Raw genomic sequence first — 22,634 nt, 5'->3', positions numbered from 1 at the left:
AGTCCGGCGGCAAAATCGCGGTCCGCTACATGCCCACGAACTGCTCGACCACCAACCTGCCCGTCTCACCGCAGGCGAACACACTGCGGTGCATGCCGGTCAAGGGCGTCGACGAGGCCTACCCGAACCGCATCGACTGGTTCCACAAGTACGTGGTCGACCGGGTCACGCAGGCCGACGCGTACAGCGGCATGCAGCCGGTCGTCACCGACTACGAGTACGTCGGCGACGCCGCATGGCACTTCGACGAGATCGACGGCATCGTGCCGATCGAGGACAAGACGTGGTCGCAGTGGCGGGGCTACGGCACGGTCATCACCCGCACCGGCGACGGCACCGACGGCCTGCGCCGTAAGACCGAGACCCGGTTCTTCCGGGGCATGAACGGCGACCGCAACGGCTCCGGTGGCACGAAGACGGTCAACGTCCTCGACTCCCGCGGCGGTTCGGTGCCGGACGAGGAGCGGTTCGCGGGCATGACCCGTGAGTCGACCAGCTTCCTCGGCGAGACCACCCGGCTGAGCACGACGATCGACGACCCGTGGGTGTCGGCGGCGCAGGCGACGCAGACGAAGCCGTGGGGCACCACCAACGCCACGAAGGCCGACATCGAGGTCAGCCACGGCTACACGTACCTGACCCCGACGAACGTCCGGGAGACGAAGGTCGTCAAGTCCTTCGCCGCGGACGGCACGGTCACCCAGATCGAGAACCAGGGTGTGGTCGGCGACGGTAGCGACGACCAGTGCACGAAGTACACGTTCGCGTCGAACACCGGCAAGTACCTGATCAACCTGCCGATCCGGGTGCAGCAGCTGTCGGTGCTCTGCTCGGTGACCAACCCGGCCAAGGGCGACGTGCTGGCCGACGCCCGCAACTACTACCAGTCCGCGACCCTCGGCGTGATCGGTGACCGCGGGCTGGTCACCAAGGTCGAGGAGGTCAACGGCTACACGGGCGCGGCGGCGAGCACGGCGACGTACCAGACGAAGTCGACGGCCGTCTACGACGCGACGGGCCGGGTCACGGACTCGACCGATGTCAAGGGCAACCTCACCCATAGCGACTACGTGCGGACCGGCAACGGCCCGATCACGCGGGTGATCACCACCGACCCGATCGGGCACGTGACCTACACCGACAACGACCCGGCGTGGGGTGCGCCGGTGAAGATGGTCGACGACACGAACGACGACGTGACGACCGAGGCGGAGCTCGACGCGCTCGGCCGGGTCATCAACGTGTGGGGGCCGACCCGCAAGCGCGGCGTCGACTCGCCGAACAGCACGTATTCGTACGTGATCAGCCAGACCGGCTACTCCGTTGTCATGACGTCGACGCTCCAGTCGCCGTCGCCGTCGCAGGTGCCGGGGCAGCCGGTGGGCACGTTCGCGCCGCAGTACAGCTCGAAGTACGAGCTCTACGACGGCCTGTTGCGGCTGCGGCAGACGCAGATCGCCAGCCCCACCGGTGGTCGTTCGGTCAGCACCATCGAGTACGACACCCAGAACCGGATCGTGAAGCGGTCGGGTCCGATGACCAACGACGCCCCGCCCGGCTTCACATTCCTGCCGGTCAATGAGGCGTCGCTGCCCAACCAGGTCCGCACCGAATACGACGCGGCCGGCCGCACCACGGCGGAGATCCTGTACGGGCACACCGCCTCCGGGCTGGCCGAGAAATGGCGCACCACCACTGCGTATGACGGGGACCGGGTGACCGTGACCCCGCCGGCGGGCGGCACGACCACCACGGCGACCTACGACGCGCGGAGCCGGGTCTCGAAACTCTGGCAGTACAAGGCGCCCGGGGTCTACGACGAGACGAAGTTCAGCTACGCGAAGGACGGGCAGCAGAGCGTCGTCGAGGACTCGGCCGGCAACAAGTGGGAGTACTTCTACGACGACCTGCACCGGCCGAACCGGGTGAAGGAACCGGACCGGGGCGAGTCGACGCTCACCTACAACCAGTACGGCGAGGTCGCGACCACCACCGACGCCCGCGGCAACAAGCTCGGCATGTCGTATGACGCGATCGGCCGGCCGACCGAGGTCAAGGACATCACGACCACGCCGGAGAAGAAGCTGACGAGCTGGGTGTACGACACCCTGAAGCTCGGCCTGCCGACGTCGTCGTCGCGGTGGGTCGGCTCCGACGAGTACCGCACCTCGGTGGTCGAATACGACCTGCTCCAGCGGCCCACGACGACCCGAGTCTCGATCCCGATGATCGAGGGTGGGCTGGCCGGAAACTACGACTACTCGGCCACGTACAACTTCGACGGCACCCCCGACACCACCACGATGCCGGCGCTCGCCTCGCTGCCGGCGGAGACGCTGACCACCCGGTACAACGCGTGGGGTCTGCCGATCTCCACCGTGGGTGCGTCCAGCTACGTGCAGGCGTCGGCGTACAACTCGTTCGCCGAGCCGCTGAGCGTGACGGTCGGCGCGACCGGGTCGGGCAAGAAGTCGCTGCTGCTGCAGTTCACCTATGAGGAGGCGACCCGCCGCCTGGTGACGGCGAGCGCGAAGCCCAACGGCGGCGCGAGCGTCTACAACGCCACCTACACCTACGACGCCTCCGGCAACGTGGTCTCGGTCTTCGACCAGCCGACCGCGTCCGGGCAGGCGGCCGACTACCAGTGCTTCAGCCACGACTACCTGCGGCGGATGACCGAGGCGTGGACGCCGTCGACGGCGAGCTGTGCCGCCAGCGGTCGCACGGTCGCGAGCCTGGGCGGCCCGGCGAAGTACTGGAGCAGCTACACCTACGACAAGACCGGCAACCGGACCACCGAGCAGCGCCACGAGCTGCCCGGCGAGCCGACCACCACCTACAACTACGCCACCGCCGGGCACCGCCTCGACACCACCAGCGTCGGGGGCAGCACGCTCACCTCGTACCAGTACGACGCGAGCGGCAACACCACGCAGCGGGTCGTCGGCGGCGCCACGCAGGACCTGCAGTGGGACGCCGAAGGCAAGCTCAGCAAGGTCACCGAGGGTTCGAAGATCACCCGGTTCCTCAACGACGCCTCCGGCAACCGGCTGATCCGGCGCGACGACACCGGGACCACGCTGTACCTGCCCGGTCAGGAACTGCACCTCAGCACCGCCAACGTGAAGTCCGCGACGCGGTACTACAGCCACGGCGGGATGACGGTCGCCGTTCGCACGAACGACGGCAAGCTGACCTACCTGGCCTCGGACCCGCAGGGCACAGCGACGGTGGCGATGGACTCCGTCACCGGCACGGTGCAGAAGCGGCGCTCGACGCCGTTCGGTGAGGAGCGCGGCACGGCGGTCGTCGGCTGGCCCGGTGACAAGGGCTTTGTCGGCGGTACGAAGGACCAGTCGACGGGCCTCACGCATCTCGGTTCGCGGGAGTACGACCCGAAGCTGGGCCGGTTCGTCTCCGTGGACCCGTTGACGATCCCGGAGGATCCGCAGCGGCTCAACGGCTACGCGTATGGCAACAACGCGCCGGTCACCAACGCGGACCCGTCCGGTGAGGCGTTCCCGGCCGACCCGGACGCGTTCCCGCCGCCGCCGGCCCCGCCGGCGCCGCCGGGTGACCCGACCGGCAACCCCGGCGGGCTGTCCGACGAGGACCAGAAGGCGCGCCTGGAGGCCGAGGCGCTGAAGAAGAAGTCGATGATGGACATGCTGGTCGAACAGGGCCTGTCCTTCCTGCTCGACTTCCTCGGCATCACCGACATCGTCAACTGCATCACCAAGGGCGACGTCGGGGCCTGCGTGAACACCCTCATCGGAATGATCCCGTGGGGCAAGATCTTCAAAGCGGGCAAGGCGATCGTCAAGGGCATCAACAAAGCGTTCGTTGCATACAAGTCATGGCAACGGGCGATCAAGATCGCCGACGACGTCATCCGGCGCACCGACGACCTGATCGCCGCGGCCAGGAAGAAGGCCGACGAACTCGCCCAGAAGGCCGGCGCCGGGGCCAAGAAGGCCGACGACGCACCAGGTGGCCTGGCCGACGACGCGGCCGGCGCCGGGGGGAAGAAGGCCGACGAGGTCGCCGACGCCAAGAACGGCGGTCGTCCGTCCGAATCCACGGGATGTCCGACACACAGCTTCGACCCCGACACACCCGTGCGGATGGCGGACGGTTCGTCGAAGCCGATCCGGGATATCAAGGAAGGTGACGAGGTCGTCGCCACCGACCCCGAAACCGGCGAGACGACCGCGCGGGTGGTCACGCGCAAGCACGTCAATCTCGACACGGATCTGACGGATCTTGTCGTGGCCGACTCGGAAGGCGTCGAGTCGCTGCACACCACGCAACTCCATCCGTTCTGGTCGGACACCCGCCAGCAGTGGGTGCCCGCCTCGGAACTGTTCGTCGGCGAGCGGGTCAGGACGATCGGCGACGACATCCTGACGGTGCTGGAAAACCGTTCCTACGAATCCACCAAGGTCATGCAGGACCTCACCGTCGACGAGGTCCACACGTATTACGTGCTAGCCGGTGGTTCGCCGGTGCTGGTGCACAACTGCGACCTCGATCTCGGCGAGGTGGACGACTATCTCCACGAACAGATTCAAGCGGTGGTCGACCACTACGACGAGCACAGAAGGCCGCCGGAAGGCGTGCAGCAGGGCGGCAGGGCGGGGTACCCGCCGGGCACATACGGCGGCCACAACATTCCCAACGGCGGACATCTGCGGCCGATCGGATACTGGACCGAAATGGATGTATGGCCCACCGATCCGGGTGCCAGAAGCCGCGGAATGTCACGTATCGTGATCGGCCTCGGCGGCGAGGTCTATTACACGCCTCACTACAGGCCCGGTACCTGGTCCTTGCTGCGGGCCGGCTGGTGCACCTGCAGGAGGAGATGACCCGGTGAAGCCGGTCGGGCCCGTTCCCAGCGCTGGGAACGGGCCCGACCGGCTTCACCGCGAAGAATGCCGGCTCAGGTCGACCGCGTGCGGTCGTGCTGGAACCACTCGGCGTTGTCCCAGGTGACCGCGGTGGCGCCGACCGGCGGAAACGAAATGTCGGGATCATCTGATTGCAGGAGGCACAGGAGCCGGTTGCCGCACAGCATCGCGGCCCGGGCGCGCTGGGCGAGCTCTTCGATAATCTCCCAGGCCAATTGGGCGTCGACCTTGACAAATGAGTCGTATCCGGTCATGACGATCACCACGCCCGCCGCGTCGGGTCGGAAGATGTAGCCGTCGGCGACGGCATTGCGAAGGCTGTCGCCGAATGCCGGCACATTGGCGCCGTAATAGTCGGGGAAATCCAACGCCGGTGCGATGTCCTGATGGAAAGCCTCCTCGCTGTCCCAGCGGGTCGCGTCGAAGGTGAACACCTCGTAGTTGTGCGATGACAACCAGGCGGTATCGGCATCGAGTAGTGATCGTCTGTAGAAGATCCTCACGAACGAAGGGGCCATCAGTATGAGCGCGAGGTCTTCTTCATCGGATTGGTCGGCCATGACGGTCGAGTATACAGCGCGCCATTTCAGCGCCTGTGAATTTAGGTATCCATACGCATGAAGCAATACGGGAGGACGCGCCATGGCGCGGTCGATTCTGCGCGCTGTTTGAGATCCATTGCCGGACGTCCGAAGATGGCGGCGACGAGCGGTCGGAGCGACGGCCGTGACGGTGTCGTTGTCGCTGCTGGCCTCGGGGCTGGCGACGCTGCCCGCAGTGGCGGCGCCGGTGGATCCGCGTCCAGGGGTGTTGATGGCCGGACGGTTGGGGTAAACAACCAGGCGTCGCGGATCGGGAAGGGCTTCGAGTTCGCGCCCGGCCAGCTCGAGCGGCGCTACAAGCCGTGCGCCTCCGATGTGGAGGGTACGCGCCCCTGGCCGAGTTGCACGCCGACTGCGGTCGCATCGGCCGATCGGATGGGACCAGGCGATGATCGGCTATTTCCATGTGCGAAGGACCGTCCGTAACGCCTAGGAAAGAGCCATGGCCAACGAGGTAACCGTCCCCCTGCTGCCCTGCGCGTCGATCGACGACATCGTCACCTTCTACGGGGCTCTCGGCTTCAGCACGACGTACAAGCAGCGCAAGCCCAACCCCTGCGTGGGACTGCAACGTGAAGACCTGCACCTGCAGTTCTTCGAGATTGCCGGGTTCGACCCAGCGCAGTCCTACGGCTCCTGCCTCGTGATCACCTCGGACATCGCGGAGCTGCACCGGGCTTTCGCCGCCGGCATGCGGGCCGCGTACGGCAAGGTCCTGGTGTCCGGAATGCCGCGGATGACCCGGCCCAGGGCTCGGAAGAACGCCGACGGGCTGGGCGGATTCAGCGTCATCGACCCGGGCGGCAACTGGATCCGCGTCTTCCAGAACGCCGCCACGACGCCCACTCCAGCACCGGCACCCGCCGGACGACTCGCCAAGGCGCTGGCGAACGCCATCGTGCTGGCCGACTCCAAGGGTGACGTCGGCCAGGCAGTCCGCATCCTCGACAGCGCGTTGGCTCGCCCGCAGGCCGACGACGACCCCGTCACCCACGTGGAGGTTCTGGTGTACCGCGCAGAACTGGCGATGGCGCTGCATGACCGGGAAACCGCAACGGAGATGCTGGCCCGCATCGAGCGCATCGCGCTGAACGCGGACCAGACCGGAAGGGCGGCACCGACCTTCGAGATCGCTGCCGACCTCGCAGCGGCGCTGCGATGAGTTCGGGGGTACGGCGAAGATGTAGACGATGCCCTCTCATCGGCGAGAAGCGCGCGTCGACGTTCTGCTCCAACATCGCGATCGGCGTCTCCGCAGGGCGACAAAAGGGATCACCAACCTGCTCGGCGGCGTAGTCGCGCAGGTTGTCGCGGACCGCGCAGGCAACCGCCTCTGAGTGGTAGACCGCCGCCGGATCCCGGCCGGATCGCCTGGCTCGTGTCCGACGGGCCGGTCGGGAACCCTGCTGACATCAGGGTCAGCTCGGGGTCGCATCCCGGAGGTGCCCTGCTGGCACCGGTGGCACGATCTTGCTTCGTGAAGCGTCGTGATCTTCTTGCATTGTCGGGACTGGCCGCACTCGCCGGATGCGGCAGCCCTGGAGCGGGTCCGACGGGCAACGCCGGCCTGTCGTTCGTCAATCGACTGACCGTGCCCCCGCTGTTGGCGCCCACAGTCTCGGCGGACGGGACGAAGCAGTTCTCGCTGACCATGCAGGCGGGGCGGACCGCGATCCTCCCGGGAAAGCCGACAGCGACGTGGGGCTTCAACGGGGCTTTTCTCGGTCCGACGGTACGGGTGGCGCGCGGTGACCGGGTCGTCATGCGGGTGCAGAACAACCTCGGTGAGGCGAGCACCGTTCACTGGCACGGCATGCGGCTCCCCGCGGCGATGGACGGCGGACCGCACCAGATGATCGCGCCGGGAGCGTCCTGGACGCCCCACTGGACGATCGATCAGCCGGCGGCGACGTCCTGGTACCACCCACACCCGCACGGCAGCACCGCACTGCACGTGTATCGGGGCCTGGCCGGCCTCTTTCTCGTCGACGACCCGGAGACGACCGGCCTGGGCCTGCCGTCGACGTACGGCGTGGACGACGTCCCGCTCATCCTGCAGGACAAGATCCTCGACGCGGACGGTGCGCTGTCGGAGAACCCGAAGCCGACGTGGGGTCTCATCGGCAGTCAGATCCTGGTCAACGGTGTCTACGACCCGTACTTCGAGGTGACCACCACGTCGGTACGGCTGCGGATCCTCAACGGATCCAACGCCCGGATGTACAACGTTGAATTCGCCGACCGGCGCCGCTTCACCGTCATCGGCACCGATGCGGGGCTGCTGAGCGCACCCGCGGTGGTCGACCGGGTGCAGCTGAGCCCCGGCGAGCGGCTCGAGATCGTGGCCGAGTTCGCACCACGCGAGCAGGTCGTGCTGCGCAGCGTCGCCGGTGACAACGGGATCGACGAGGGCGAGCATCAGCTGCTGAAATTCGTCGCGGCGGAGCAGCTCAAGCCGGGCAAACCCGTCCCGCAGCGGCTCGCCGGCACACCGCGCATCGAGGCGACCGCGGGGGCACACGAGCGCCGGTTCCGGCTCAGCGGCAGCGACGAGATCAACGGTCGGGAGATGGACATGACCCGCATCGATGAGGTCGTCCCCGCCGGCGCCACCGAGATCTGGCACGTGCAGAACACGGTGTACGCCCACAACTTCCACATCCACGAGGTCGCATTCCGGGTCCTCGACGTCAACGGCAAACAACCGCCCGCATACCTGCAGGGCCCGAAGGACACGGTGTTCGTCCCGGGCAAGTCCACTGTGCGGCTCGCCGTGCAGTTCGGGCACCACACCGATCCGACGGCGCCGTACATGTACCACTGCCACATCCTCAGGCACGAGGACAAGGGCATGATGGGCCAGTTCGTCATCGTGGAGCCCGGGACCGAAGCGGCGGTGCCACGCACCCTGTCGAGCCACCACCATGGCTGAGCCCGACCGCCCTGACCTCGCCAGACCTTGCCTTGTCCGTGGGCACACGCAGCCGGTCGGCGACGACCCCGCGCAGCGGGGGCATTGTCGCGTCCGGGGCATCCCCGCCACATCAATCTCGTCGGTGGATCAGGGCTGAGCTCGCCACCGACGCCGCCATCACGACCGGCCTGTTCACGGAGCCAGGCTACTCAGGCGGAGATGGCGATCGGGCTGCCGTTCGGGCCGAGCACCACGCGACCGCCGAGCGGCTCGGTCAGGGTCACGTCGTAGTCGGTCAGGCGCAGCATGTCGTCGCCGGCGCAGTTGGCCCGTGTGGGTGCTGCGGTACGCGTCGGTTCGATGTGGACGGCCACCGCCTGCCGTGACGTCAGCGCGACGGCGTGGTAGGTCACCGCCGGGTCGTCGCAGGCGGTAGGTGCCTCGGGTAGGTGCAGGGTCAACGTCCGGCCGTCCGGCGAGACCCGGCCGGTGCGCCCCGAGTCGGCCAGCGCACCGAGGTGCCAGATCGCCTCGGGCGCCACAGCGGGCCACGCGATGCGGTCGAGCAGGCCCGGGCCGGAGAACAGCCAGGCCGGCAGCGTCGCCGCGCCGCGGTCGGTCCGGAACTCGGCCGTACCGAAGGAGACGCGGTCCAGGACGAGCGGCGGATACGTGCTCGAAGGCTTCGGCTCGCTGCCCGGCAGGAGGCCGGAGCGCGACAGCGCCGTGAACGCGTCGGCGGCGGCGACGATCGGGAGGTCGGCCGCGCCGTCGGGCAGTTGGACGCGGGCGGTGGGGTTCGGGGCGGCCGGGGCGGTGGCGGTCAGCGTGAAACTGCGCGCGGCGAAGGCCTCCTTGCCCGCCACGTCGGCGAAGCCCCGCCCCACCACTGCCGGGTCGCCCAGCAGCACCACCGGCCGCGGATGCCGGTCGGCCGGGAAGTCCCGCCAGGCGGCGAGTGCGTCGGCCGCGGAGTCCCCGACCGCCGGATTCGGTCCGCCGAAGCCGACGGTAGGGGGCTCCTGGGCATCGCAGCCGGTCGCCGTCAGTGCTGCGGCGAGCAGGATCGCGACGCCCAGGGCACGCATGGCGGGTCCTTTCAGCTGGTCAGCAGGTAACCGGGGAGCGTGGTGTACGGGTCGTAGATCGTGGCAGGGGTTGGCGGTCGCCGCTGTCGTGCCGCCGCTGTGGATGCCCTTCGCCGCGATGCCGCCGTCCGACCGTACGGTGTACACCGGAGCGCCGGAGTCACCTTCCAGTGTGCGGCTGCCGTTGCGGGTACCGTGCACCACGTTGTCGTCGACGGTGAAGTTTGTTGGCGGCACCCGGGTTCGTGATCGCCTGGATGCCGGTCAGGATGGAGTCGTGACGGAAACCGGTCGTCGGCGAGCCCGCTGACCGACCGGGCCATGATGCCCGCCGAGCGAGTCGTGGCGCGTCGACCGCGACCGGCCGGCGTAGGTCGTCAAGCAGACGAAGGCCGAACTGGAGGTGAACCTCGCGAAGGCGATCCGCACGGTCTGAACGCAGCCGAACGGCCCGGACCGGGCCGCCGCCGTGCTGCGGCCCGGTCCGTGGGTGGCGCGTCAGCGTGTCTTCGGCAGGTCGAACTGGTCGGCCCGTTGGCAGTCGCTCGAGCCTCCGATGCCGGAGGAGCCCACGCGGTCCAGGGCGTCACGAGCGTTTTCGCGGCCGAGGTTCCAGCCGTACCACGGGTCCGGCTCGTCCAGGTCGGCGACGATCCAGCTCAGCGTGCAGCGGCGGACCAGGTCCGGGAGGGTCGACAGGGCCGGGGTGGCGTCGGAGGACAGGGCGCGCAGGTACCAGGCGTCGATCTTGCCGGTCTCCTTGTAGCGCGCGATGTTGCGGCGGGCCGCGTAGTCCTCCGGGTTGAGCACCGCGAGGGTGAGCAGCATGACGACCGCGAGACCGACGCTCGTCGACGGGATCCAGGCGCCGCGCCACCGGATGCCGGCCACCATGATCATGATGAACACGGTGCCGAGGAGCAGCTCGAACGCCATCACGAAGATGCGCTCGCCGGTGAAGCTGTAGACCTTCTGGTAGGCGTACATGCGGGACAGTGCCGACACGACGATCACGATGCTCAGCGACGAGAGCAGGCCGAGCAGCGTGCGCAGCAGGATGCGGTCGACCCGGTCCTCGCGGCTGGCCCAGCGGGTCACGCCGCCCAGCACGGCGATCGTCAGTACCGTGACGGTCGCCAGCTGCCAGAAGCCGCTGCGGGCGTATTCGGCGTAGCTGAGGCCGGCGGTCTGCAGCACGTGGTGCTGGCCGCCGAACAGGACGGTGGCCTGCACGACGACGAATCCGCTGTACAGCAGGACCAGCGCCCCGATCGGCAGTCCCCACTCCAGGCGGCGCAGCCGCGCGGTGCCCGGCTTGTCGATGGTGGACAGGTCCGGCGGCGCGGCGACGGTGTAGACGGCCGCGACGGCGATCAGCGCGCACATGATGAACAGGAACACGCGGCCGACGCTGACCGTCGGCACGATGGCGGAGAGCACCTGCGAGAACGCGGCGTCGGCGGAGGAGAGCAGCGCGCCGAAGACCAGTACGAACAGGACCGTGATGATGGCCGACCAGACGACGCGCTGGGTGTGGCGGGGCGGCTCGCGCCGGTCGCCGGTGGCGCTGAGGTGCTTGGCCACCCACGGGATGCCGCGCAAGGCCGCGAACGGCGCCGCCACGAGGCTGAACAGTATGGAGCGGACGCGTTGGCCGCCGACGATGGCCAGGGCGGCGCAGCCGAGCGCGCCCAGCACGCAGAACGTGACGAGCCACCAGGCGTTGCGGAACGCCAGCACCGACAGCAGGACGACCGCGGAGCCGGCCCAGACGGCCCGCATCGCACGGTCGGCCTTCGGCAGTGCTGCGGCGGCCGGCCAGATGCCGGCGATGACGGCGGCGACGAGCGCGAACCCACCGAGGAACCAGCCGATGCCGACCCGCGTGCCGGGCAGGACGATCGCGGCGACGAGTCCGCCGACGAGCACGGCGACCGGCACGCGCCAGCCGCTCGCCGGCTTCGGCCCGGGCCAACGTGCTTCCAGGAACCCGGGCGCCAGCGGTCGCGGCGGCCCCATGACCCGCGGAACGGTCTGATAGGGCCGGTACGAGGGCGCCGCAGGCTGCCGCGGGAAGGGTGAGCCCGGCGGCGGGAGGGGCGCGCCAGACGGCGGTGCGACAGCCTCGTCGTCTTCGTCTTCGTCTTCGTCCTCGTCCTCTTCGAGCTCGTCGTCGGGCAGTTCCTCAACAGGCGCGGCGGCTGTGGCCACAACGGGCGTGACTGGCTTGGCCACAACGGGCGTGACTGGCTTGGCCACAACGGGCGTGACTGGCGCGGGCTCAACGGGCGCGGCCGTCATGCCGTCGACAGGCTTGGCCTGCGCACCCGGGACCAGGGGCACGAACACTGCGAATCCCGGGGTTCCCGCGGGAATCGTCACCGGAATCGCCCACGTCGTCTGCCCCTCGGCGGTGCCGGGCCAGGCGACCGGCTGCGGCTGTCCATCGCCGCCGGGCATGACCAGCAGATACGGTACGGCCACGGGCGGTTGGACGGTCGGATCGACTTCGTCGGGTAGGGCGTCGGTCATTGGGTAGCTCCACGTGTCGGTGGACAGTTGCCGGACCACACCCGTGCTCACCGTCCGTCGCCGTCCCGCCGATCAGCCCAGATCGGCGGGTCGTCACAAATAGTGACGGTGCGTAACACGGCAGTGTGGAGATGGCGGGGCGTGGCGCCAACTGGCGCTTTGGTCCGGACCGCATTTTCCCTGCACGGCCCGGCGGCAGGGAGCATGGCACGGCGGCCCGGCCGCGGACCAGCCCGTGGCGCACACCTGGGACGGTGGGACGTTGCACCACCGTCTACCTGCGAGGACGCGGCTTCCCGGGACGAGGGGCCGGGCAGTCCAACGCGCAGAACCGGCGGTGTCCGCCGGCAGGTTGCCGCCGTCACTACCGTGATCCTCTACGCCACCGTGGAATGACCGCCCCCGGCGGTCAGCACGCGCCGCGGGCGAACTTCCGGTACGCGGCCTTCGACATCTTCTCCGCCGTCTTGCCGGGCCGGGCGAGCACCTCGTCGGGCCCGAGCTCGCGCAACTGCGGCGCCGTGAACCGCACCCCGGCGACCGGCGGGTGTCCGCTGATCTCGCCCAGCACGGCGTACGAGGTGTCGTCCCGCAGCTCCCGCAGCTCACCGATCGTCTGCGTCCACCCGGCCGGGGTCGAGAACACCGGGAACTCCGCGTAGTCGACCCCGGCGTCGTTGGTCACCTCCCACGCCGACCCGGACTCCTCGTACAGCGCCACCTCGGTGACCTTGCTGCCCTTGCACGGCGCGAGGACCACGACCGGCTGCCCGTCGCTCCAGCCCGCGGCCGCCAGGAACACCTCGCGCGGCGTGCACCCGGCGACCGCGGCGAGCGCCGGGAGCAGCGCCACCGCGACCAGGAACCGGAGACCTCTCATCGACACCATCCTAGATGGGCACCGTGCCGCCGCCCGGCCCCGTTTGGTTGGGCGCGCAGTCGGGCTGGTTGAGCGGGCACGGCGCGAGGAACTGCCAGCCGCTCGAGGGGTCGTCGGTCAGCTGCGACGGGCAGCCGCCCGCGCCGAATCCCACCATGGCCCGGTGACGCTGCCGTCACGCTGAGCGCAGGACCTGCCACTGGCTCCAGGCGAGCTCCGGCTCGATGTCGGCGTAGCCGCGGGTGCGTTCGAGGTGCTGCGCGTCGCCGTACTGCATCGCCATGCAGGCGCCACCACTGGTGAGGCGTTCCACCTCATCGCGGTGCAGTGGGCGGCCGGCCTGCCGCTCGGCGGCGGTGAGCACGGCGACCAGCGCGGGGACGAACACCAGCCGAAGCTCGCGCCGCGGATCCGCCACGCCGCCCTCGGGGCCCAGCCGCCAGGCGCCGAACGGGTTGTGGCAGGCGTGGTCCTGCGGGTAGCCGGCGTCGGGCCAGCGTTCGAGGCGGCGGCGTGGGGTGTCCATGTCCGGCTGGAAGGTGTCGCCGGTGACCAGGACCGGGTCTTCGGCCAGCTGGTACACGTTGAACACCCCGAGGAGCCGGTTGGCCTCGGCGGGCGGCGCCTCGACCTCCGCGTCCGGCAACCCGAAAGCGTGCATGCCGCAGGAGCGCGACACTCCGCCGTCCTGCAGGACCACGACGGTGCTGCGGTACAGCAGCCACGGGTCGCCGCCCTGCAGTGCCTGCATCCAGCGCGGGACGGTCCAGCCGAGCTTCGACTGCTCCAGCCGCACGCCCAGCGCACCGGCGTCGCCCAGCGCGGCGATCAGCGCCGCCACCTGGTCCGCCGCCGCACCGAGGTACACCGGCAGATCCAGCACCAGCGCGCTGCCGGCACCGGCGATGGCGCGCTGCTCCTGCGGCGTCACCGTGCCGTAGCCGAACGAATCCCCGAACGAGCCGTCGTTGGCGACCCACTCCGCCAGCGCGCGGAAGCCAAGGTGCTGCGACGTGAGCGAGTCGCCGTCCAACGTCAGGCCGGACCGTCCCAGGGCGTCCTGCCATTGGGTCGGGTCGGCGGCGGTACCGGGGACGAACAGCCGCACCGCGTACACAAGATCGTCAGCCATTCCGCAGAGGGTAGTCAGCCCGTCCGGTCGGGCGCGGGGGAGTGGGGCCGGGATGTGCGCCGCGATCATCTGCTCGGCCGGGCCGGAGTGCTGCGCCGCACGCCGTGCCGAGGCAGAAGCAGCCTGGCCAGCATTGATTGATCATATTCGGCGGGCCACCAGCGAGTGAGCCATTCCAGCGCTGGGAACGCGCAGGTACTCGTGACGGACTGATCACGGGCTGATCGTCGTCCCGTGGTCGTCAGCGAGGTCCATGAGGAGAACACCGAGCAAGGACTCCTCGTGGACGGCCAGTCCACGAGCCTGCATGGCGGCGCTGAGCGCGGGTTCCCATGCGGTCGGAACGGGTTTGCCGGTCAGGGCGATCGCGTGGTCGGGGTCGAGCATCGCTGCCGCCGTTCGGTAGTCAGTGGCCGACATACGCCAAGGCGAGGCGCCGAGGCTGATGATGCGCCCGGCGATGGCGACGCCGGGCCAGTCGAAGTCTCCGTGGTACCGGACAGGGTTCCCGGCCGAGATCAGTGCTCGCAGCAGGCGCGTGCCGACGGTTGCGGGGTTGCCGGACAAGCAGATCAACGGCGCCTCGACGCCGGCGTGCGCGGCAGCCTGCAGCACTTGTGGGTTCTCGCAGACGGAGACGACCTGGCCGGGTCCGGCGTAGGACACCGCACCCGCCCTGTCGAGTTCGTGCAGGGTGAGATGGGTGATGAGGCCGAGGTTGGCCCGGTCCCGCATCATCCTCGACCAGCGGTCCTCACTGGGTGGTTGGAGCCGCCAGGTGAGGACCGTTCCGGAGACCGCGTCGGTGGCGACGCCGAGGAGCTGCCAGAGGTCCCGCCGTTGGGCGGCGGTTTCCGGCACCGGCCTGTCGTGTGCGAGTGCGGCGGCGCGCAGCAGCACCAGCGACGCCAGCGTCGTGTCGTCCAGCCCGTGGGCGTCACCAGTGACCCGGCTCGCCAGGGCGGCGAGTTCGACCGTCGGCCGGTCCGCGGGCGGCAGCAGGACGGCGAGGGCGGCAACCGCGTGGTCCAGCGCGCGGTCTGCGGCGTCGATCCCGGCCCGGGTGAGGACACCGGTGCTTCGCATGCCGGCGATCCAGGCGGGAACCCATGCCGCGTCGGCCAGTCCGGCGCCGGCCAGCGCCGCGTCGAGCCGGAGCCATACTGCGTCCCACTGTGTCTGCACGTCCCGGCGCGCCGCGCGATGGTCGGTCACCGGCCGGCCGTGGATGGCCTGCAATGCGGAAACGAGGCCAAGTTGGGCTGCGGAGCGGCGGAGCGCCTCATCGAGGTCGGCGAGCTTGACGGGTCGCCCCGGACCGGTTTGCAGCGGCCGGCTGAGCAGGCCGGACAGGCGGTCGGCCGCGGCGGCGTCGAGGTCGACACTGATCGTGCCGGTGATCTGGAGGCCGTTGCGCTCCAGCCGGGCGCGGGCGGTGGACCAGACACCCGCGAGCTCCGGGCCGGTCAGATATGCGCGGAGGCCGGGCGGCAGCGGTGGTCGGTGATCGCTCATGCGGTGTGCAGGAACTGTCGGTTACGACCGTCCCAACGGACGTGGGCGGTCGCGGCGGGGGTGCCTTCCTCGCGGCAGATCTCGTAGATGTCGAGGGCCGGGACCTGCGGCACGCAGCCCCACAGTGCGTGGCCGGTCATCGCGAAGTCGACGTCCAGCCGGACCAGCAGGCCGAGCAGTTCGGCGATGGTGGGTTCGTCGACCTTGGCGAACGCGTCGTCGAGGAGGATGAGCCGCAGTGATGTCGCCGGGTTCTCCAGGCCGGACAGGTAGGCGTCGATCGCGGCGAACAGCGTCACGTACGACACGAACCGTGTCTCGCCCTGGGACAACTTCGCCCGGCGGCTGATCCTTCGCTCGCGACCTGGTTCCGGGCCGGTGATGAAGACCTCGACGGTGTGCCAGGCCCGATAGTCCAGCGCACCACGGAGGTGAATGGCGTATCCCGCGGTCGGATCCTGCACGGCTTCGGCGGCGACCCGGGCGGACAGCAGCGCCGTGAGTTCCCGGTCCTGCATCGCTGTGCGGACCGCCGCGGCAGTCGTGATCAGCTCCTTGATCCGCGCGATGTCGCCGCTCGCGTCATCGGACAGCTTCCAGGTGAGGCGTACCCCGATGCCCTGGCTGGTGCGGATCGACCGGAGGCTGCCGTTCATGGCCGCGATCAGGTGCGTCGCCTGACCGAGCCGGCGCCGCAGTTCCTCACCGACCTCACCGAGGACGAAGTCGGTGAACACCTGCTGCTCCCGTGCCGTGAGCGCGGCGCGGCCGGCCTCGCACTGCTGCTCGACCTCGACGGCGGCCTGGGCGAGCGGCCGCCGGCCGTCGGCGTCGATCAGCTCGAACAGCCTGATGCCTGCCGAGACGGTGGCGGAAACGTCGTAGCTGCCGGAGATGGCCTGCTCGAACGCCTGTTGAGCACGGAGGAGGGCGTTCTCGTCGGCTTTCGCCCGTCGCAGGCCGGCCAGCAGCGTCGCCGCGCTGGTTTCGACGACTTCTGGTGCTGTGTCCGCGAACATGGACTCGGGTCGGGTCGTGAAGGCGGTTTCGATGACCCCGGGCTGGCTGAGCCTTTGCAGTACGGCTGCGGTGTCTTCGGCCAGCGCTTCCCTCAGTTCGCGGACGCGGCCGAGCGCGTGCCCCGCTTCGGCGGCGGCGGTGGCAGCCTCGCGCGTCAGGCGCTGGACCGTCTCGGTTGCGGCGCGCAGCTGGGTCCTGGCCTGTTTGAGGGCTGCTTCAGTCTGCGCCTCCTGCCGCTGGACGGTGTCGGCCTCGGCACCGACCGCGTCGCGTAAAACGTCGAGTCTCGTCGCCTCGCTGCGCCACGTCTCCCAGGCGTTCCCGGCGTCCTGCTCCGCATCGGTTCGGCGGGCGGCCGTGTCGGCGACAGCCTCGACGGCCGACGCGTACCGGCGCAGCACCTGGCGCACCCCGGCGGCGCCGGTGCCCACGTCGGCGCACCCGACGACCACCTTGTCTGCCCGGCGCCGCAGCTCGAGCAGCGGTTCCTCGTCGGCCGGCAGGGCGAACTCGGCGCAGACGCGCCGGTGCTCCCGGTCCTGTTCAGCCCAGGCGCGTACCAGCCGATCGGCCTCGGCCCGGAGCGTTCCCGCGCTGGCCGCCGATCGGCTGGCTTGTTTGACGGCCGCAGCATACTCGGCCCTTGCCTGGGCTAGCACCATAGACCGCGGCGCAGACCTGCGGAGGTCCCGCAGTGCCAGCCGTCGATGCCGCAGCTGCTCGCGATCCCGGTCGCGGAGCTCCCGGGCGGCCTCCAGGTCGGCGAGTTCGGTCGCGATCTGCGCCAGACGGGCGGCCCGTGCCGCGGCGCGTGCGGCGGCGCCGATGTGCCGGGCCGCCGGGACGGTGTGGCGGCCGCGGAGCGGGCCGTTGCCCCAGCGACCGTCGTCGCCGACCCAGGTTCCCGCACCCGGGTCGTTGAACGCGATCCGCTCGATGAGCGCGGCGACCGCGTTGGGCGCCACCGGACCGTCCGGGTCGGCGGTGAGCACTGCGGACAGCGGCCGCGTCGCCGGCCCTCCCGTCGGCGAGACGAGCAGCTGCCCGTCGGCGGTGGTGAGCCGGCCGTCCTCGTCGACTTCAGCGACGAGGAGACCGGAGGCCAGCAGCGCCGCCTCGATGCCGGCGCGGCGCTGGTCGTCGACGCCGTCCGCGAAGTCCAGGCATCGCCACAGCGCAGCGCCGCCGGACGGCCGCACCCAGCTCGGTGGCTGCGGCTCGGGATCCTGCGCCTCCAGGAGCTGCTTTCGCTCCGCGGTGAGTCGCCCGACGGTCTCGGCGTCGGCCCGGTCGGCGTCGTCGAGCCGTGACAGTGCGGCCGCCACGTCAGCTTCGGCCTCCGACACCGCGTCGTCGGCGGCGCGGTCCAGCTCGGGCAGCGTGACCGCTGGTCGCCCGTCACCGCACAGCGCCGTCCGGTCGGCGAGGATCGCGCCGAGGATCGGGTGTGCCGGCCAGTCGGTGGTGCCGAGCAGGTCCGTGGTGGCTCGGGCGGTGGTCCATGTGTGCCATGCGTCGGCCAGCGCGATCGCGGCGTCGTCGCGCTGCTCGGCGGCCTGTTCGGCGGCCTGCTCGTCCTCTACGGCTCGCTGCTCGGCGTCGCCGGCCTTGGTGGCGGCGGCGTCGACCCGCTGACGCTCGTGGCGCAGTCTCCGGGCGTCGGCCGCCCGGTTGGCGGCCTGCGCGGAACGCGCCTGTGCTGCGGGCTCGACCTGCCGGGCGGCCTCGACGATGTCGCCGACGTCAGCCGGCACGAGCGTGAGGGTGTCAGCGGCGGGACGGGCCAGACGCTCCGGGTCCTGTTCACGGGATGTCCGGACCAGATCGGTCGGCTGCGGTCCGGGCCCGCGATCCACCTGGACGGCGGTGGGCAGGCCGTGCGTCGCGATGCCGATGCTGGGCAGGAGCACCTGCAGCCGCTGTACGGTGTCCGACAGCGCCACGACGGCCGATGCGACGTCGTCGGCGACCGGCCCGGCCTCTCTGGCCCGCCTGGCTTCGTCGTCGCGCAGCTGGGCGGCGTGATCGAACGCCTTGTCCGCCGTCGAAGCGAGTGTCCGCACGACCGTCGTCAGTTGCAGCAGGTCGGACGCATTGCGGTAGGCGTCCGACTCGCGCAGCGCGGCCAGCGTCGCGTCCAGCTGCTGGACCTGCTCGTCGAGCGCGGTTGTGCGTTCCTGCGCGTCGGCGGCACCACGTTCCAGCTTTTCGGCGGCGGCGGCGAGCCGCGCCGCGTCCCCGGCGGACTGCCGCACCACGGCGGCCCGGTCCTTGACCGAGAGCAGCGAGGCGCTGAGCACGCCGGTCACGTACTTGCGGTAGACGTCGAGGAACGTCGTGATCTGCTCGCGGGCCGCCTCGAGGCGCTCCTGGTCCGCGCGGGTGCTGGTCAGACCGTCGAGCTGCTGCCCGGCGTCGGTCAGCGCGTCCTCGGACAACGGCGGCAGCGCGTCGGCGAGGATCGCCGGCAGCCGGCCCTCCTCGATCCGGTTGCCGACGTCGGGCGAGCGGAGCGTGTGCAGGAGCTTGAGCAGCCCGTCGAAGCGTTCCTTGCCGAGCTGCCCGGTGAGTCCGAACACCTCGGCGCGGACCCGCTCCCGGTGCTTTTCGGCGACGTCGGTGATGCGCTCCTCGGTGACCAGCTCCGCGAGGTCCCGCCGTGACAGCGGCTGCCGGTCCCGGCCGAGCAGCGGCAGTTCGTCACCGACCCGCAGGGGTGTGGTGAAGTACCAGACCTTGGCTTCCTTGGTGCTGATCGCGAAGCGGACCAGCGCACCGAGGGTGAGGTGCTGCGGCTCGCCGCCGCCGTCGAGGGCCGGGTCGGGGTCGCGGCGTAGCTCCAGCCACATGTAGCCGAGCCGGTTGCCTTGCTCGCCCGCCCCGGCGTTCATCAGGTCTTCCATCCGGACAGACGACCCGGTGCCCATGTTGCGGCGGTCGGCGTCCAGCAGGAACGGCAACAGCATCTCCAGCGCACGGGACTTGCCCGAGCCGTTGGTGCCGCGGAGGATGAGCCGCCCGCCGGAGATGTCGAAGGTGGTCTCGTAGTAGTGCCAGACGTTGACGAAACCGGCCCTGGACAGCCGCCATCGGTGCGGATGGTGCCGCAGCGGTGTCCCGTCGAACGTGTCGCTCATGCGAACTCCAGCTCGCCTTGGTCGGCCAGGCGCCTGGACGCTCTGGTCGGCGGCGCGGACAACGGCTGAGGACGATAGCGGGCGGCCGCCGGATGGATCAGCAGCCCCGCGTCGCCGGCGGTGGCCAGGCTCATGTCCACTAGCAGGGCGACGACCTCGTCGCGCATTCGGAGGGGTTGGTCGACCAGAGTCGAGCCCCAGGCGCGGCGATGCCGGTCGGTGAGCCTCGCCAGCGCTTCGTCGACCGTGTCCCAGCCAGCGACGACACCGGGCGTGGCCCTCGCGGCGTGGTCCGGCTGGCCCGAGTCGATCAGCTCGGCCAGCAGGAGCAGCGCGGCCTGCTTTACCGTGCCCGTTCCCGGGAACGTGATGTCGGTGAGACTGCCGCCGGCGTCGTAGGCCAGGACGCCTTCGGCGCGGACCTCGACGGTAAGGCCGAAGTGCTCATCGAGCATGCGGGTCAGTTCGCCACGCTCGCGGGACAGGACGTCGCGCTCGGCGTCGGTGAGGTCTTCGCGCCGCACGAGCGGGTTCTCGACGAGCTTGCGGCGCAGCGACCGGCGCGGCTGGTCGGCCACGGCAGGGTCGGTGGCCAGCAGGTCGTCCGGGTGCGACAGGCCTGACAGCGGTCGGGCCAGGAGGTGGGGCAGCACCGCGCGGTGGATGGTCAGCAGCGCCTCGTCGCGCCGCTCGCTCCAGCCTGCCGCCGTGCCGTCGGTCTCGGACAGCACCCCCCAGTCGATGAGGTGCCCGACGGCGGTCACCAGTGCGCGACGCTCTGGCAGCGTGTCGCCGATGCTGACCCCGATTGTCGCGGCGTCCGAGCGGACCTGGTCGATGAGGGCGGAGATGAGCGTCTGCTCGCCTGTTCCAGGAGCCAGCAGCGCGGCGCAGAGCAGTGCCAAGTGGGTGTACGTGATGGGCGTCCATGCGCTGTGGTCGGAGCGGCGCGCCGGTCTCGCGGGCGCGTCCTGGCTCAACGGGCCCTTGACCAGTCTTGCGAACGACGACTCGATGATCAAGTTGTACCCGAGCAGGGTCTGAAACGTGCCGCGCAGTGCGGGGGCGTGCAGCCGCACGAGGGCCAGCTCCTCCGCCTGCGCTGCGGTGAGCAGCGGGTTGGCCAGCAGGGCCCGCGCCGCGTCGACGCGTTCCCGCGCCGACTGGTTCGCGGTGGCGAGGTTGCGGCCGCTCACCCGGCTGCCGCCAGACGGTGCGCGGCGCCGGCGATGGGGACCGCGACGAGCTGAACGTCGTGGATGGTGATGGCGCCGTCGGCGCTGGTCACGATGGTGGCGTCGCCGTTGGCCGGGGTTGCTCGCAGCATCAGGCCGAGGTCGGCGTCCTGGTGCTCGATGGGGGTCGCCGAGGTGGACACGGCGGCGAAGACGGCGGACAGCTTTTCCAGCAGCAGGTCCCGGGCCGCCTTGCTGAGCCGGCTACGGTGCAGCGGACCGGCGGCCAGGAGCTCCGCCGCGGCCGCCCGCCTGGCCGCGTCGCGCTGGTGAGCCAAGCCCACCAACCGCTGCGCTTCGGTGCCCGGGTCGGGCACGCGTGAGCTGCGCCCGCGGGCGGCCCGGTCGCCCCGCTCACGCAGCGACACCGGCACGTTGACCGGGATCGACTCCCACCAGGACGTTCCGGGGCCGGTCGCCGTGTCCGGCTCGTCAGGCCCGAACAGCAGGTGCCGGGCGGGGTAGCAGCCGAACGCCGCGTCGTAGAGCCGGTGCGCGGAGTCGCTGTCGGCGCTGTGGAACCAGGCCGCGAGCTTGAGCAGGTCGGCACGCCGCGACAGCCCGGTGCCGGTCGCGGTGAGCATGCGACGGGCGTTGGCGATCAACTGGCCCAGCGCCTGCCGAGCGGCGGCCCGCAGCTGATCGGGGCCGGACCGGCTGCCGGACGCTCCGTACCAGGCGGCGAGCTGCTCCCAGTCGGACAGGGCCCGGCCCGGCAGCCGTTCGATCGTGAACGCCTCACCATCAACCGTGGGCACCGCAGGGAGGTGGTCGAGCACCCGGTCGATGAGCTGCAGCAGAATCCGCAGCCGCTCCAGGATCTCCGGCGCGTTGCGGTTCACGTCGGCGCCGATGAGGTCGACGTAATCCAGCAGGAGGCCTTTGAACTGGGTGTACTCCTCGCCGCCCAGGTCATATCGGGTCAGCACGCCGGACAGGTAGGCGTAGAAGTCGGTGACCGACTCGTGGAACATCTGGTGGTCGTTGAACACGCCGGTCACCGCCCCTGCAAGCGCCTCCACGTCGATGCGCCGGTTGACGTCCCCGACCTGCAGGAGGATGTGATCCAGGCTGTCGACGATGCGGGCGAGCAGCTCCCGAGCGACCTCGCGGGCACCGTCGACAGCCCGGAAGAGCTCTTCGGCCTCGCGATGGAGCCGGCCACCGAGCTTCGACACCTGATAGCGCGACCGTGATCGGTGGTACGCCGCCACGGTCGGCACCCGGGTCTCACGGACCGAGCGCACCAGATTGCCCCAGTCCACCAGCTGCCGGCAGCGACTCTCGACCGTGTCCGGGTCCAGGACGACGCCCCGCTCAGTGAGCTGACTGCCGACCTCCTCGGCCGACAGGTCAGCGAGCAACGTGCCGGCGAAGAGCCGCATGATCGCGATGTAGTCGTCCGCTGCGTCAGCGGTCAGATAGGAGAACAACGCGCGGTGGTCCGGAGCGGGGGAGCGCTGGTCCGCTGACAAATGGCCTCCTGTAGTGGGTCCAGGTCGGAGAGTAGTTGACAGTCGATGTCGAACGCGAGGATGGCCTTGCGGGTGCGGGTCATGGCGGTTTCCGTCCGTGACCTGCTCGCCACCGTCGACGTGGCACCCCGAACGGCAGCGTTCCACGAGGGTTCAACTGCGCCGGTCGATCTGCCCGGATGGCATCTTCGGCA

General features: G+C 70.2%; 13 protein-coding genes. 3 read left to right on the top strand and 10 right to left on the bottom strand.

All coding sequences use genetic code 11. From position 1 onward, the window contains the following. The first annotated feature begins 92 nt into the window (after positions 1 to 92). On the top strand, positions 93 to 4,868 hold the full coding sequence (locus Dsi01nite_RS15225; RefSeq protein ID WP_203846780.1) for a polymorphic toxin-type HINT domain-containing protein: 4,776 nt from the start codon (positions 93 to 95) through the stop codon (positions 4,866 to 4,868). Positions 4,869 to 4,942: 74 nt separating this feature from the next. On the opposite strand, the gene Dsi01nite_RS15220 is transcribed toward Dsi01nite_RS15225, so the two are convergent. Further along, on the bottom strand, positions 4,943 to 5,470 hold the full coding sequence (locus Dsi01nite_RS15220) for a barstar family protein (RefSeq protein WP_203846779.1): 528 nt from the start codon (positions 5,468 to 5,470) through the stop codon (positions 4,943 to 4,945). 484 nt (positions 5,471 to 5,954) lie between these two features. Here Dsi01nite_RS15220 and Dsi01nite_RS15215 point away from each other — a divergent pair, with 484 nt between their 5' ends. Continuing rightward, on the top strand, positions 5,955 to 6,674 hold the full coding sequence (locus tag Dsi01nite_RS15215; RefSeq protein ID WP_203846778.1) for a DUF8817 family protein: 720 nt from the start codon (positions 5,955 to 5,957) through the stop codon (positions 6,672 to 6,674). Positions 6,675 to 7,103: 429 nt separating this feature from the next. Further along, positions 7,104 to 8,444 carry a multicopper oxidase family protein gene (locus tag Dsi01nite_RS15210; protein ID WP_203846777.1) on the top strand — a complete coding sequence of 447 codons (1,341 nt, stop codon included), beginning with the start codon at positions 7,104 to 7,106 and terminating at the stop codon, positions 8,442 to 8,444. A 191-nt stretch (positions 8,445 to 8,635) separates the two neighbouring features. On the opposite strand, the gene Dsi01nite_RS15205 is transcribed toward Dsi01nite_RS15210, so the two are convergent. From Dsi01nite_RS15205 to Dsi01nite_RS15165, 9 genes are all read right to left on the bottom strand, one after another. Next, the gene (locus tag Dsi01nite_RS15205) at positions 8,636 to 9,514 is read right to left on the bottom strand and encodes a hypothetical protein (protein ID WP_203846776.1); all 879 of its coding nucleotides are present in this window, start codon (positions 9,512 to 9,514) and stop codon (positions 8,636 to 8,638) included. A 498-nt stretch (positions 9,515 to 10,012) separates the two neighbouring features. After that, on the bottom strand, positions 10,013 to 11,533 hold the full coding sequence (locus tag Dsi01nite_RS15200; RefSeq protein ID WP_239135907.1) for a DUF4153 domain-containing protein: 1,521 nt from the start codon (positions 11,531 to 11,533) through the stop codon (positions 10,013 to 10,015). A gap of 922 nt (positions 11,534 to 12,455) precedes the next feature. Then, complete coding sequence (locus Dsi01nite_RS15195) at positions 12,456 to 12,926, bottom strand: hypothetical protein (protein ID WP_203846774.1); 471 nt, start codon at positions 12,924 to 12,926, stop codon at positions 12,456 to 12,458. Between the two features lie 10 nt (positions 12,927 to 12,936). Continuing rightward, positions 12,937 to 13,083, bottom strand: coding sequence for a hypothetical protein (locus Dsi01nite_RS15190; RefSeq protein WP_203846773.1), 147 nt, complete (start codon positions 13,081 to 13,083; stop codon positions 12,937 to 12,939). A gap of 18 nt (positions 13,084 to 13,101) precedes the next feature. Continuing rightward, entirely contained in the window at positions 13,102 to 14,058 is a 957-nt protein-coding gene (locus Dsi01nite_RS15185; RefSeq protein WP_203846772.1) for a DUF4261 domain-containing protein, read from the bottom strand. 213 nt (positions 14,059 to 14,271) lie between these two features. Continuing rightward, positions 14,272 to 15,573 carry a TIGR02679 family protein gene (locus Dsi01nite_RS15180; RefSeq protein ID WP_203846771.1) on the bottom strand — a complete coding sequence of 434 codons (1,302 nt, stop codon included), beginning with the start codon at positions 15,571 to 15,573 and terminating at the stop codon, positions 14,272 to 14,274. Further along, a complete protein-coding gene (locus Dsi01nite_RS15175) occupies positions 15,570 to 19,730 on the bottom strand; it encodes a TIGR02680 family protein (RefSeq protein ID WP_203846770.1) in 4,161 nt (1,386 codons plus the stop codon). Before Dsi01nite_RS15175 ends, Dsi01nite_RS15180 begins: the two co-directional genes overlap by 4 nt. Continuing rightward, on the bottom strand, positions 19,727 to 20,926 hold the full coding sequence (locus tag Dsi01nite_RS15170) for a TIGR02678 family protein (protein ID WP_203846769.1): 1,200 nt from the start codon (positions 20,924 to 20,926) through the stop codon (positions 19,727 to 19,729). The genes Dsi01nite_RS15175 and Dsi01nite_RS15170 overlap by 4 nt, the downstream gene beginning before the upstream one ends. Beyond that, positions 20,923 to 22,440, bottom strand: a complete 1,518-nt coding sequence (locus tag Dsi01nite_RS15165) for a DUF2397 domain-containing protein (protein WP_203846768.1) — start codon at positions 22,438 to 22,440, stop codon at positions 20,923 to 20,925. The genes Dsi01nite_RS15170 and Dsi01nite_RS15165 overlap by 4 nt, the downstream gene beginning before the upstream one ends. Positions 22,441 to 22,634 lie beyond the last annotated feature (194 nt).

Source organism: Dactylosporangium siamense, assembly GCF_016862795.1.
GTDB classification, from domain to species: Bacteria; Actinomycetota; Actinomycetes; order Mycobacteriales; family Micromonosporaceae; genus Dactylosporangium; species Dactylosporangium siamense.
This window is presented reverse-complemented; position numbering and strand designations above follow the sequence as displayed.